Raw genomic sequence first — 13300 nt, forward strand, 5'->3', positions numbered from 1 at the left:
CGCCGCGTATTTTTACTGATGTCCTTTGGAGCCCTGCCATGTCACTCAAACCACTGTTGTTGATTCCTGCACTTGGTGCCGTACTGTTGTTGTCGGCGTGTGCCGGCCCGATCCCCAAGGCTGACCCGAGCGAAGCCTGGATTGGTTTGAAGGAGGAAGCGCCGAACGACCTGATGGCCGAGCGCGTGGACGGCAAGCGTGTGGATGACGGACGCTTCTTCGAGGTGACCCCGGGGGATCATCGGCTGGATGTGACGTTATTCGAGGAGGAGCCAGGCGACGACAATCAGCAGGATTGCCAGGGGCGTGTCGAGTATAAAAACTTCAAGGCCGGTGAGCATTACACCCTGGTCGAGTCGAGCCTGGGCACTACCGTGCGCGCCTCGCTCAAGGATGGTCACGGCAAGGAGGTTGCCGCCACTCAGGACTTCAACTGCATGCCTGGCTAGGCGTGGCGCACCGCGGCCTTGTGAGGCTTGGCGGGCGCCGCGGGTTTGACGTGGGGGTGATGGTGCCGACGGGTGATGCGCAACACCCCCCACAACATGGCGCCGGCTACCGCCAGCCAACCGCAGATCAACAGGAAAATCGTCGTTGCAAGGCTCATTCGGGCCTCCTTTCGCCCCTCAGGGGGCACGCACAGTCTTCTCAATGGACAGTCTAGCTACCTGGCGGTTGCCTGCTATTGACCAATGGTCGTGTCCAACCAACTTCTTTGCTCTATCACTGACCCTTTACTGCGCCTGTGGGCTATACCCGTGTGGCAGAGCGTCCTATGATCAGGGCCTTCACCGGCCATTGATCAAGAGAGTAAAAAATTGCGGTTACGCTCGAACGTTAAAACCTCTTTGTTGCTGGCTGTTGCCATAGGGCTTGCGGCCTGTTCCAGCCACCCCTCGAAATTGCCGGGCCTGCCCGAGCGGGTCGAACTCAATGGCGTGCCGACATTTCGCAGCGAGGCTTATCAGAGCGGTCCTACGGCTTTAGCCAGCATGCTGTCGCAACAAGGCATTGTCATGACACCGGGCTTGCTGGATAAGCCGCTGCACTTGCCGGGCGGTGAAGCCGACCTTGAACGCAACATGCAGGTACTGGCGCGTGAGTACGGCCTGATGGTGTACCCGTTGGATGCCAAGCTGACGGCGGTGCTGGCGCAGGTGGCGGCGGGTTACCCGGTGATGGCGCGCATTGGCGGCGGGCTGTGGTCTGACGCGCACTACGTGGTCGTGGTCGGGTTCAACCAGCAGAAGAGCACGATACTGCTGCGCTCAGGCATGGACCGGCGGCTGTTGATGAGCTTCAGCGATTTTGAATCGAAGTGGAGCAGCGCCGGGCAGTGGGCAATCCTCACCCAGCGCCCAAGCCAGTTACCGGCGAATGTCGACGCTCAACGCTGGCGAGATGCTGCCAACGCCACGGCCCAGGCCGGGCAGGAGCAGGCCGCGGCGCAGGCGCTCAAGGTGTTGGCGGAAAAAAAGTAACCACAGACATTCAGTGAGAACCGGCTTGCGTGGGAGTCGGGCGTGCCCGCGATGCGGGCACTGAGGGGGAGCAGTGATACTGCGGTGATGCTATCGCAGGCAAGCCAGCTCCCACACAAGCCAGCCCACACAAGACAGCGCTCACATCAAGGTGCGGTCAACGACTGGCTTCTGCCGCGTTCGGACGGTTCTTGAGGTTTTTGTCGGCCTTGTAGCGCAATGCCACGTCCGGCACCGAGCCGCTCTTGCCGGTCTCGACCCAATTGCGGATACGGCTGGCATCGGCGAAGTGGGTGAATTTGCCGAAGGCGTCCAGGATCACCAGCGATACCGGGCGGTTACCCATGCTGGTCACCAGCACCAGGCAGTGGCCGGCCTGGTTGGTGAAGCCGGTCTTGGTCAGCTTGATGTCCCAGTTGGCGCGGTTGATCAAGTGGTCGGTGTTGGAGAAACCGAGGGTGTAGTTGGGCTTGCGGAACGCTACGGTCTTTTCCTTGGTGGTGCTCAGCTGGCTGAGCATCGGGAATTTGCGCGCATACGCCAACAGCTTGCTGAGGTCGCGGGCGGTCGACACGTTATGAATCGACAGGCCCGTCGGCTCGACGTAGTGGGTGCTGGTCATGCCCAGGGCCTTGGCCTTGGCGTTCATGGCGGCAATAAAGGCCGCGTAGCCGCCCGGATAGTGATGCGCCAGGCTCGCGGCCGCGCGGTTTTCCGAGGACATCAGGGCAATCAGCAGCATTTCCTTGCGCGGCATCTGGCTGCCGATCTTCACGCGCGAGAAAACACCTTTCATCTCCGGGGTGTCGGTGATGTTGATGTCGATGTATTCATCCATGTTCTGCTTGGCTTCAAGCACGATCAGGCCGGTCATCAGCTTGCTCACCGAGGCGATGGGCACCACCACGTCGGGGTTGCTGGAATAGATGACCTTGTTGGTCTGCAGATCCACCAGCATGGCGCTGCCGGAAGCAATTTGCAGTTTGGACGTATCACGCGGGGCCTGGGTGGTTTCGGCGGCGTGCGCGAAGGTGCCTGTGAACGCAAACAATAGGCTGACGATAGAAAGACGAATTTTCACGCGGATGAACTCGCTAAAAAAGTAAGGAAATACCGTTCTGGAACGGGTTATATGACAAATGCCGTTACATTTTAGGAGTATGGACGAGAGACTGTCGAATGTTCTTCTAAAACCAGACGAAAGTACTTAAAAACAAAGAAAAAACAGGTTTTATTGCGGGCAATAAAAAGCCCTGCGATAAGGCAGGGCTTTTTCAGCACGGCTGGTTATTAGTCGTGCAGCGACTCTGCCGCGTACAGGGTGTTTTCCAGCAGGCAGGCTCGGGTCATCGGGCCAACGCCGCCGGGGACCGGCGTAATCCAGCCGGCGCGGGGCAGGGCGGTCTCGTAGACTACGTCGCCGACCAGCTTGCCGTCTTCCTGGCGGTTGATGCCGACGTCGATGACGATCGCGCCTTCCTTGATCCACTCGCCCTTGACCAGGCCCGGCTTGCCGGCAGCGACCACGACCAGGTCCGCGCGGCCGACGTGGCCGGCAAGGTCCTTGGTGAAGCGGTGGGTGACGGTGACGGTGCAGCCGGCCAGCAGCAGCTCCATCGCCATTGGGCGGCCAACGATGTTGGAGGCGCCGACGATGACGGCGTCGAGACCATAGAGGTCGACACCGGTACTTTCCAGCAGGGTCATGATGCCTTTGGGGGTGCACGGGCGCAGCAACGGGATGCGCTGGGCCAGGCGGCCGACGTTATACGGGTGGAAACCGTCGACGTCCTTGTCCGGGCGAATGCGCTCGAGCAGCTTGGAGGCGTCCAGGTGCTCAGGCAGCGGCAGTTGCAGCAGGATGCCGTCGATGCTCGGGTCATCGTTGAGACCGTCGATCAGGTCGGTGAGCGCCTGCTGGGTGGTGTCGGCAGGCAGGTCGTAGGCCTTGGAGATAAAGCCGACCTCTTCACAGTCTTTACGCTTGTGCGAGACATAAACCTGAGAGGCAGGATCGCTGCCGACCAGGATCACCGCGAGGCCAGGCGTGCGCAGGCCTTGCTGGCTACGCTCGGTGACTCGTTTGGCGATCTGCTGGCGCAGGCTGGCGGCGATTGATTTGCCGTCGATAAGTTGTGCAGTCATTACGCGTGATTAACCATCGAGAGGGGGAAGAAAAGTGCGCGCATTCTCGCATGCCAAGCCGTGAGGGCAAAGGCGCTTGGTCTGCAAATTGGCCTAACCCCTTAAATAAAATGAATTTTTTTCAAAAAAGATTTGACGGGTTTCAGGACCCTCTATACTATTCGTCGCACTTGTCGGGCACAGCCTAGCACTGGTTAAGAAGGTCGAGCAGGATTGTTGTTCTGCAAGGCTGGAAGCACTTAGTTTGTAGTCCTTAAAGAGTACAGATTAATCAGGCGCCCGTAGCTCAGCTGGATAGAGCATCCGCCTTCTAAGCGGATGGTCGCAGGTTCGAGTCCTGCCGGGTGCGCCATTAGGCAGCTTTGGCACAAGTAGCGCTATATGGTGGGCGTAGCTCAGTTGGTAGAGCACGGGATTGTGACTCCCGTTGTCGAGGGTTCGATCCCCTTCGTCCACCCCATATTTTGAAAGGCGCCAGATTAATCATCTGGCGCCTTTGCTTTAAGAGCTTCAAGCGCGGATGTGGTGGAATTGGTAGACACACTGGATTTAGGTTCCAGCGCCGCGAGGCGTAAGAGTTCGAGTCTCTTCATCCGCACCAATAAAAGCTTTGTCCCTCCGTCAGGTGGGTAAGGCTCGACAAAGAAGTGGTTTGGTTTCTTTGTTAACGCAATATGGTGGGCGTAGCTCAGTTGGTAGAGCACGGGATTGTGACTCCCGTTGTCGAGGGTTCGATCCCCTTCGTCCACCCCATATTCGAAAGGCGCCAGATTTAACAGTCTGGCGCCTTTTTTGGTTTTAGCGGTTCGAATATTCAGCGGCTGCAGGTAGTGGGTCGCAAGGGCAGGCGTTTCGTCGTATTTATGTGTCTCGATGATGCCGCGCTGCCTGCTGGCCCTGTTTGAGGGTTGGCCGTCAGGGAGATGGATGACGACTTCTTCTATATATAGAAGAGGCGGCGCAGAGCTCTGGCGTGATGGGCTGTATTTGTCACCGGGGCGAGGTACATCAGTGCCTTCGTACCGATAAATTGCCGGCTGTTTCCGGGCGTATTCTCAGTAGGGTGACTTCTTGAGTTTGACCCACTAGAATGCATGCCCTTGATTGGGGTCGGAAATGGCCGGCTAACGTCTGTGCAACGAGGAATATCCATGCAAGTTTCTGTTGAAAATACTACTGCTCTCGAGCGCCGCCTGAGCATCACCGTGCCGGCAGAGCGTATCGAGACTGCGGTCAACAAGCGTCTGCAGCAGACTGCCCAAAAGGCCAAGATCGCTGGTTTCCGTCCAGGCAAAGTGCCAATGAGCGAAATCAAGCGCCGTTTTGGTGCTGATGCGCGTCAGGAAGCGGTAGGCGACGTGATCCAGGCTTCCTTCTATGAAGCGGTTGTCGAGCAAAAGCTGAACCCGGCTGGCTCGCCTTCGATCGAGCCGAAGTCCCTGGAAGCGGGCAAGGACCTGGAATACATTGCCGTATTCGAAGTGTTCCCAGAGTTTGAAGTGGCAGGTTTCGAAGGTATCGCTATCGAGCGCCTGAGCGCTGAAGTAGCTGATTCCGACCTGGACAACATGCTGGAAATCCTGCGCAAGCAGAACACCCGTTTCGAAGTGGTCGACCGTGCTGCCCAGAACGAAGACCAGCTGAACATCGATTTCGTTGGCAAGGTTGACGGCGAAGTGTTCGCTGGCGGCTCCGCCAAGGGTACTCAGCTGGTGCTGGGTTCCAACCGCATGATCCCTGGCTTCGAAGACGGCCTGGTTGGCGCGAAGGCGGGCGAAGAGCGCGTTCTGAACCTGACTTTCCCGGCTGACTACCAGAACCTGGACCTGGCTGGCAAAGCCGCCGAGTTCACCGTGACCGTCAACAGCGTTTCCGAGCCTAAGCTGCCAGAACTGAACGAAGAGTTCTTCGCTCAATTCGGTATCAAGGAAACCGGCATCGAAGGCTTCCGCACCGAAGTTCGCAAGAACATGGAGCGCGAACTGCGCCAGGCCATCAAGTCCAAGGTCAAGAACCAGGTCATGGACGGTCTGCTGGCCGCCAACCCGATCGAAGTGCCTAAGGCCCTGCTGTCCAACGAAGTGGACCGCCTGCGCGTGCAAGCTGTGCAGCAGTTTGGTGGCAACATCAAGCCTGACCAACTGCCGGCCGAGCTGTTCGAAGAACAAGCCAAGCGCCGCGTCGTGCTGGGCCTGATCGTGGCTGAAGTGGTCAAGCAGTTCGACCTCAAGCCTGACGAAGATCGCGTTCGTGAAATGATCCAGGAAATGGCTTCGGCCTACCAGGAGCCTGAGCAGGTCGTGGCTTGGTACTACAAGAACGACCAGCAGCTGAACGAAGTACGTTCGGTTGTGCTGGAAGAACAAGTTGTGGATACTGTTCTGCAGAAGGCTAAGGTGACCGACAAAGCGGTCTCTTACGAAGAAGCAGTCAAACCGGCGGAAGCAGCACAAGCCGACTGATTGTCCAACTCGTTGGAAATTCAACCATAAGCCAGCCTCGCGCTGGCTTATGCGTTTTCAAGACATGACTATTTGGGAGTAACTGCAGAGCATGTTCCGTAATTCCTATATTCAGCAGAACTCTGATATCCAGGCCGCAGGCGGCCTGGTCCCGATGGTTGTCGAGCAGTCCGCTCGTGGCGAACGCGCCTACGACATCTACTCGCGCCTGCTCAAGGAGCGAGTGATCTTTCTGGTGGGCCCGGTAGAGGACTACATGGCCAACCTGATCTGTGCGCAACTGCTGTTCCTTGAAGCGGAAAACCCGGACAAGGACATCCATCTCTACATCAACTCACCTGGCGGTTCGGTGACGGCGGGCATGTCGATCTACGACACCATGCAGTTCATCAAGCCGAATGTATCGACCACTTGCATCGGCCAGGCCTGCAGCATGGGCGCGTTCCTGCTCACCGCAGGCGCCCACGGCAAGCGTTTCTGCCTGCCGAACTCGCGCGTAATGATTCACCAGCCACTGGGCGGTTTCCAGGGCCAGGCGTCGGACATCGAAATCCACGCCAAGGAAATCCTCTTCATCCGCGAGCGTCTCAACACGCTGATGGCCAAGCACAGCGGGCGCACCCTGGAAGAAATCGAGCGCGATACCAACCGCGACAACTTCATGAGCGCCGAAGTCGCGCGTGATTACGGGTTGATCGACGCAGTGATCGAAAAGCGCCCCGCTTAATATAAGCCGCTCAAAATAGGGCTGGTCGGCATGTCCGATCATCGGCGGGCTTGAAAAAGCCCGCATAAGCCTTCATCTTGTGTTGCAAGCCTATCGGATTTGGATCGAACGAATGACTGACACCCGCAACGGCGAGGACAACGGCAAGCTGCTCTATTGCTCCTTCTGTGGCAAAAGCCAGCATGAAGTACGCAAATTGATTGCCGGCCCCTCGGTCTTTATCTGCGACGAGTGCGTCGACCTGTGCAATGACATCATCCGTGAGGAGGTGCAGGAAGCACAGGCCGAAAGCAGCGCGCATAAATTGCCTTCGCCTAAAGAAATCAGCGGCATCCTTGACCAGTATGTCATCGGTCAAGAGCGTGCAAAGAAGGTTCTGGCCGTAGCGGTGTACAACCACTACAAGCGCTTGAACCAGCGTGACAAGAAAGGCGACGAAGTCGAACTCGGCAAGAGCAACATCTTGCTGATCGGTCCTACAGGCTCGGGTAAGACCCTGCTTGCAGAAACCCTCGCTCGCCTGCTGAACGTTCCGTTCACCATCGCCGACGCAACCACCCTCACCGAGGCTGGCTACGTGGGTGAGGACGTCGAGAACATCATTCAGAAACTGCTGCAGAAATGTGACTATGACGTAGAGAAAGCCCAGATGGGTATTGTCTACATCGACGAAATCGACAAGATCTCGCGCAAGTCCGACAACCCGTCGATCACCCGGGATGTTTCCGGTGAAGGCGTGCAGCAGGCCCTGTTGAAACTGATTGAAGGCACGGTCGCTTCCGTACCGCCACAAGGCGGCCGCAAGCATCCGCAGCAGGAATTCCTTCAGGTTGATACGCGCAACATCCTGTTCATCTGTGGCGGTGCGTTCTCGGGTCTGGAGAAGGTTATCCAGCAGCGTTCCACCCGTGGCGGTATCGGTTTCAGTGCAGAAGTGCGCAGCAAGGAAGAAGGCAAGAAGGTGGGCGAGTCCCTGCGTGAAGTCGAGCCTGACGATCTGGTCAAGTTCGGTCTGATCCCGGAATTCGTCGGCCGTCTGCCGGTCCTGGCCACGTTGGACGAGCTGGATGAGGCTGCTCTGATTCAGATCCTCACCGAGCCGAAGAACGCCCTGACCAAGCAATACGCGAAGCTGTTCGAAATGGAAGGTGTAGACCTTGAGTTCCGTACCGACGCGCTCAAATCGGTGGCCAAGCGGGCACTGGAGCGCAAGACCGGTGCACGTGGCCTGCGCTCGATTCTCGAAGGCGTGTTGCTCGACACCATGTACGAAATCCCCTCGCAGTCCGAGGTGAGTAAAGTGGTGATCGATGAAAGCGTTATAGAAGGCAAGTCCAAGCCACTGTATATCTACGAAAACAGTGAGCCGGCTGCCAAGGCTGCGCCAGACGCGTAAGCGTTTCGCAGTTTCGGTACAAACAAGGGGCCTTTAGGGGCCCCTTTGTTTTTCATGAAGATTTTTTACTGCGTGTAACTGCCAGCATTGAGCTTGTTTTTTTTACACGCAGCCCCCATCTTGGTTTCAAGCTTACTTTTCAACTGTCATAGAGGCGAAATCATGAAGACAACCATCGAATTGCCTCTCCTGCCGTTGCGTGATGTCGTCGTCTATCCGCACATGGTTATCCCGCTGTTCGTGGGGCGCGAGAAGTCTATCGAAGCCCTCGAGGCCGCGATGACGGGCGACAAGCAGATCCTGCTGTTGGCCCAGAGAAATCCTGCCGATGATGATCCTGGCGAAGATGCCCTGTATCGCGTCGGTACCATTGCCACCGTACTGCAACTGCTCAAACTGCCCGATGGCACCGTCAAGGTGCTGGTCGAAGGCGAGCAGCGCGGTGCGGTCGAGCGCTTCATGGAGGTGGACGGCCACCTGCGCGCCGAAGTGGCGCTGATCGACGAAGTCGAAGCCCCTGAGCGCGAATCCGAAGTCTTTGTCCGCAGCCTGCTCTCGCAGTTCGAGCAGTATGTGCAGCTGGGCAAGAAAGTCCCGGCTGAAGTGCTGTCTTCGCTTAACAGCATCGATGAGCCAAGCCGCCTGGTTGACACCATGGCTGCGCACATGGCGCTGAAGATCGAGCAGAAGCAGGACATCCTCGAAATCATCGACCTGCCGGCCCGTGTCGAACACGTGCTGGCGCTGCTGGATGCCGAAATCGACCTGCTGCAGGTTGAGAAGCGCATCCGCGGTCGCGTGAAGAAACAAATGGAGCGCAGCCAGCGCGAGTACTACCTGAATGAGCAGATGAAGGCCATTCAGAAGGAGCTCGGCGACAGCGAGGAAGGCCACAACGAAATCGAAGAGCTGAAAAAGCGCATCGATGCCGCCGGCCTGCCGAAAGACGCGCTGACCAAGGCCAATGCCGAGCTGAACAAGCTCAAGCAAATGTCGCCGATGTCCGCCGAAGCCACTGTGGTTCGCTCCTACATCGACTGGCTGGTGCAAGTGCCGTGGAAGGCCCAGACCAAGGTACGCCTGGACCTGGCGCGCGCCGAGGACATCCTGGATGCCGACCACTACGGCCTCGAAGAAGTCAAAGAGCGCATCCTCGAATACCTCGCCGTGCAAAAGCGCGTGAAGAAGATTCGTGGCCCGGTACTGTGCCTGGTAGGGCCGCCTGGTGTGGGTAAAACCTCCCTGGCCGAGTCCATTGCCAATGCTACCAACCGTAAATTCGTGCGCATGGCCCTCGGTGGCGTGCGTGACGAAGCGGAAATCCGTGGTCATCGCCGTACCTACATCGGTTCGATGCCAGGAAGATTGATTCAAAAGATGACGAAAGTGGGCGTGCGCAACCCGCTGTTCCTGCTCGATGAAATCGACAAGATGGGCAGCGACATGCGCGGCGATCCGGCCTCGGCATTGCTCGAGGTGCTCGACCCCGAGCAGAACCACAATTTCAACGACCATTACCTGGAAGTCGACTACGACCTCTCCGACGTGATGTTCCTGTGCACCTCCAACTCGATGAATATCCCGCCAGCGCTGCTGGACCGGATGGAGGTGATTCGTCTGCCGGGTTACACCGAAGACGAGAAGATCAACATCGCCGTCAAATACCTCGCGCCCAAGCAGATTTCGGCCAACGGCCTGAAGAAGGGCGAGATCGAATTCGAGGTCGAGACGATCCGCGACATCGTTCGTTACTACACCCGCGAGGCCGGTGTGCGCGGCCTTGAGCGCCAGATTGCGAAGATCTGCCGCAAGGCAGTCAAGGAACATGCGCTGGAAAAACGCTTCTCGGTGAAGGTCACGGCCGACTCCCTGGAGCACTTCCTCGGCGTGCGTAAATTCCGCTACGGCCTGGCCGAGCAGCAGGACCAGGTAGGGCAGGTGACTGGCCTGGCGTGGACCCAGGTGGGCGGCGAATTGCTGACCATTGAAGCAGCAGTGATCCCGGGCAAGGGCCAGTTGATCAAGACCGGTTCGCTGGGCGATGTGATGGTCGAATCGATTACCGCCGCGCAGACCGTGGTGCGCAGCCGCGCAAGGAGCCTGGGGATCCCCCTGGACTTCCACGAGAAGCACGACACCCATATCCACATGCCGGAAGGGGCGACGCCTAAAGACGGCCCTAGCGCAGGCGTAGGCATGTGCACGGCCCTGGTGTCGGCATTGACCGGTATTCCGGTGCGCGCCGATGTCGCCATGACCGGCGAAATTACCCTGCGTGGCCAGGTATTGGCTATCGGTGGTTTGAAAGAGAAATTACTCGCTGCGCACCGGGGTGGAATCAAGACCGTGATCATTCCTGAAGAGAATGTTCGCGATCTGAAGGAAATTCCTGACAACATCAAGCAGGATCTTCAGATTAAACCGGTTAAATGGATTGACGAGGTCCTGCAAATTGCGCTGCAATACGCGCCGGAGCCCTTGCCGGATGTGGCTCCGGAGATAGTCGCTAAGGACGAAAAGCGCGAGTCTGATTCCAAGGAAAGAATTAGCACGCATTAATGTGTTGAAGCCTGGGGGCTTCCTTGACAGCTTTTTAGAGCCCTTGTTATAAAGCGGCTCTTAAGTGTCTGTAGGCCATTCAGCACTGGTTTTTGCTTTCACCAAAAAACTTAGAATCATACTCAATAGATATATAAGGGGACTTAGAGTGAACAAGTCGGAACTGATTGATGCTATCGCTGCATCCGCTGATATCCCGAAAGCTGCTGCTGGCCGTGCGCTGGATGCAGTAATCGAATCCGTCACTGGCGCTCTGAAGGCCGGCGACTCCGTAGTACTGGTAGGCTTCGGTACTTTCTCTGTGACTGACCGCCCAGCTCGCACTGGCCGTAACCCACAGACTGGCAAAGCACTGCAAATCGCTGCTGCCAAGAAACCAGGTTTCAAAGCCGGTAAAGCCCTGAAAGAAGCCGTTAACTAAGCTTCGATCAAGCCTTTGCCTACCCGGGTCGGACGCAGGTCTGGCCTGGCAGCGGAGCGGCAGCTGACCCACGTATCCATCGGGTCGCCACGCCGGGGGTGTGGGTTCAAACCCCCGTCCGCTCCGCCAGTTACGAGAAGGCGCATCCTCGGATGCGCCTTTCTTCTATCCGGACTCTACCCACGCTCCACGGTTGCCAATTTTTGAAGTTCAACCGTTTCTGGGGGACGCATGCTGCAAAATATCAGGGACAATTCACAAGGCTGGATTGCCAAGACCATTATCGGGATCATCGTCGCTTTGATGGCGTTCACCGGTATCGAGGCTATTTTTCAGGCTTCGACCAACACCAAGCAGGACGTGGCCAAGGTCAACGGTGAGGAAATCACCCAGACCGAACTGAGCCAGGCTGTCGACATGCAACGTCGCCAGCTGATGCAACAGCTGGGCAAGGATTTCGATGCTTCGCTGCTCGACGAAAAACTGCTGCGCGACGCCGCCCTCAAGGGCCTGATCGATCGCAAGCTGCTGCTGCAAGGCGCGGCTGATTCCAAGTTCGGCTTCTCTGAAGCAGCACTGGACCAGGTCATCCTGCAGACACCGGAATTCCAGGTGGACGGCAAGTTCAGTGCCGAACGCTTTGACCAGGTGATCCGTCAACTGGGCTACAGCCGACTGCAGTTCCGTCAGATGCTGACCCAGGAAATGCTCATCGGCCAGGTTCGCGCAGGCATCGCCGGCAGCGGTTTCGTGACCGACGCCGAGGTGAACGCTTTTGCCCGTCTGGAGAAGCAGACCCGCGATTTCGCCACCGTCAACATCAAGGCCAACCCTGGCGCGGTGAAACTCACCGACGACGAGGTCAAGGCTTACTACGACCAGCACGCCAAGGAGTTCATGACCCCGGACCAGGTGGTCATCGACTATCTGGAGTTGAAGAAGTCGTCCTTCTTCGACCAGGTTGCGGTCAAGGACGAGGAGTTGCAGGCGGCCTATCAGAAAGAAACCGCCAACCTCGCTGAACAGCGTCGTGCGGCGCACATCCTGATTGAAGTCAACGACAAGGTCACCGACGCGCAAGCCAAGGCCAAGATCGAGGAAATCCAGGCGCGCCTGGCCAAGGGCGAGTCGTTCGAAGCCCTGGCCAAGGAGTACTCCCAGGATCCAGGTTCGGCCAACAATGGCGGCGACCTCGGCTTTGCCGGCCCTGGCGTCTACGACCCGGACTTCGAAACCGCCTTGTACGCGTTGAACAAGGACCAGGTCTCGGCGCCGGTGCGCAGCACCTTCGGTTGGCACTTGATCAAGTTGTTGGGCGTTGAAGCACCGCAAGTGCCGACGTTCGCCAGCCTGAAGGACAAGCTGACCCGCGAGCTCAAGACCCAGCAGGTCGAGCAGCGTTTTGTCGAAGCGACCAAGCAGTTGGAAGATGCGGCATTCGAAGCCTCTGACCTGGCCCAGCCAGCGTCCGACCTGAAGCTGACTGTGCACACCTCCGCGCCGTTTGGCCGTGAAGGTGGCGAAGGCGTTGCGGCCAACCGTGCCGTGGTCACCGCTGCGTTCAGCCCGGAAGTCCTGGATGAAGGTGCCAACAGCAGCGCCATCGAACTCGACCCGGAAACCATCATCGTGCTGCGTGCCAAGGAGCACCGCAAACCTGCGCAACTGCCGCTGGAAAGCGTTGCTGCGCCGATCCGTGCACAGATGATCAAGGAGCGCGCCAGCGCCGCTGCCAAGACGCATGCCGACGAGTTGATCGCCAGCTTGCGTGATGGCAAGACCCCGCTGAACCAACCGATCGATGGTCAGGCCTGGAAAGTCACTGAAGCGGCTACCCGTAGCCAGGAAGCGATTGACCCGGCCGTGCTGCAAGCCCTGTTCCGCATGCCCAAGCCTGCGGCCAAGGACAAGCCGACCTTTACCACCGTGACCCTGGCTGACGGTAGCCTGGTGATCGTGCGCTTGAACGGCGTCAATGAAGCCGCAGCCCCATCGGAAGAAGAAAAAGCGCAATACCGCCGCTTCCTCGCTTCCCGTGTCGGCCAGCAGGACTTCGCGGCGTACCGCAAGCAGTTGGAAACCAAGGCCGACATCAAGAAGTACTGATGG

The 13300-nt window shown here is 58.0% G+C and carries 11 protein-coding genes and 4 tRNA genes; 12 read left to right on the forward strand and 3 right to left on the reverse strand.

What is annotated here, in order from left to right:
* The first annotated feature begins 38 nt into the window (after positions 1-38).
* A complete protein-coding gene (locus QMX97_RS15835) occupies positions 39-449 on the forward strand; it encodes a hypothetical protein (protein ID WP_065901180.1) in 411 nt (136 codons plus the stop codon).
* Here the strand turns inward: QMX97_RS15835 and QMX97_RS15840 are convergent.
* A complete protein-coding gene (locus tag QMX97_RS15840; protein ID WP_162946106.1) occupies positions 446-607 on the reverse strand; it encodes a hypothetical protein in 162 nt (53 codons plus the stop codon). The genes QMX97_RS15835 and QMX97_RS15840 overlap by 4 nt on opposite strands.
* Positions 608-818: 211 nt before the next feature.
* Between QMX97_RS15840 and QMX97_RS15845 the strand changes: the two genes are divergently transcribed.
* On the forward strand, positions 819-1481 hold the full coding sequence (locus QMX97_RS15845; RefSeq protein WP_065901177.1) for a C39 family peptidase: 663 nt from the start codon (positions 819-821) through the stop codon (positions 1479-1481).
* A 157-nt stretch (positions 1482-1638) separates the two neighbouring features.
* Here the strand turns inward: QMX97_RS15845 and pbpG are convergent, their stop codons facing one another.
* A complete protein-coding gene (pbpG, locus tag QMX97_RS15850) occupies positions 1639-2562 on the reverse strand; it encodes a D-alanyl-D-alanine endopeptidase (RefSeq protein ID WP_065901174.1) in 924 nt (307 codons plus the stop codon).
* Positions 2563-2771: 209 nt separating this feature from the next.
* Positions 2772-3626, reverse strand: a complete 855-nt coding sequence (gene folD / locus QMX97_RS15855; protein ID WP_106803348.1) for a bifunctional methylenetetrahydrofolate dehydrogenase/methenyltetrahydrofolate cyclohydrolase FolD — start codon at positions 3624-3626, stop codon at positions 2772-2774.
* A 275-nt stretch (positions 3627-3901) separates the two neighbouring features.
* Between folD and QMX97_RS15860 the strand changes: the two genes are divergently transcribed.
* From QMX97_RS15860 to QMX97_RS15905, 10 genes are all read left to right on the forward strand, one after another.
* Positions 3902-3978 (forward strand) — tRNA-Arg (locus QMX97_RS15860).
* 32 nt (positions 3979-4010) lie between these two features.
* Positions 4011-4086: transfer RNA gene (locus tag QMX97_RS15865), tRNA-His, on the forward strand.
* Positions 4087-4142: 56 nt separating this feature from the next.
* Positions 4143-4227: transfer RNA gene (locus QMX97_RS15870), tRNA-Leu, on the forward strand.
* Positions 4228-4303: 76 nt separating this feature from the next.
* Positions 4304-4379, forward strand: a tRNA-His gene (locus QMX97_RS15875).
* A 398-nt stretch (positions 4380-4777) separates the two neighbouring features.
* A complete protein-coding gene (gene tig / locus QMX97_RS15880) occupies positions 4778-6088 on the forward strand; it encodes a trigger factor (protein ID WP_282397223.1) in 1311 nt (436 codons plus the stop codon).
* 91 nt (positions 6089-6179) lie between these two features.
* On the forward strand, positions 6180-6815 hold the full coding sequence (clpP, locus tag QMX97_RS15885) for an ATP-dependent Clp endopeptidase proteolytic subunit ClpP (RefSeq protein ID WP_065901167.1): 636 nt from the start codon (positions 6180-6182) through the stop codon (positions 6813-6815).
* A gap of 112 nt (positions 6816-6927) precedes the next feature.
* Positions 6928-8211: an ATP-dependent Clp protease ATP-binding subunit ClpX gene (gene clpX / locus QMX97_RS15890; protein ID WP_010209414.1), complete on the forward strand. Its 1284-nt coding sequence runs from the start codon at positions 6928-6930 to the stop codon at positions 8209-8211.
* A 162-nt stretch (positions 8212-8373) separates the two neighbouring features.
* The gene (gene lon, locus QMX97_RS15895; RefSeq protein WP_065901165.1) at positions 8374-10770 is read left to right on the forward strand and encodes an endopeptidase La; all 2397 of its coding nucleotides are present in this window, start codon (positions 8374-8376) and stop codon (positions 10768-10770) included.
* Between the two features lie 148 nt (positions 10771-10918).
* Positions 10919-11191: an HU family DNA-binding protein gene (locus QMX97_RS15900; RefSeq protein ID WP_003174819.1), complete on the forward strand. Its 273-nt coding sequence runs from the start codon at positions 10919-10921 to the stop codon at positions 11189-11191.
* Positions 11192-11422: 231 nt separating this feature from the next.
* A complete protein-coding gene (locus tag QMX97_RS15905) occupies positions 11423-13297 on the forward strand; it encodes a SurA N-terminal domain-containing protein (RefSeq protein ID WP_065901161.1) in 1875 nt (624 codons plus the stop codon).
* Positions 13298-13300 lie beyond the last annotated feature (3 nt).

It is taken from the genome of Pseudomonas sp. PS01298 (assembly GCF_029959745.1).
Lineage (GTDB): Bacteria > Pseudomonadota > Gammaproteobacteria > Pseudomonadales > Pseudomonadaceae > Aquipseudomonas > Aquipseudomonas aylmerensis.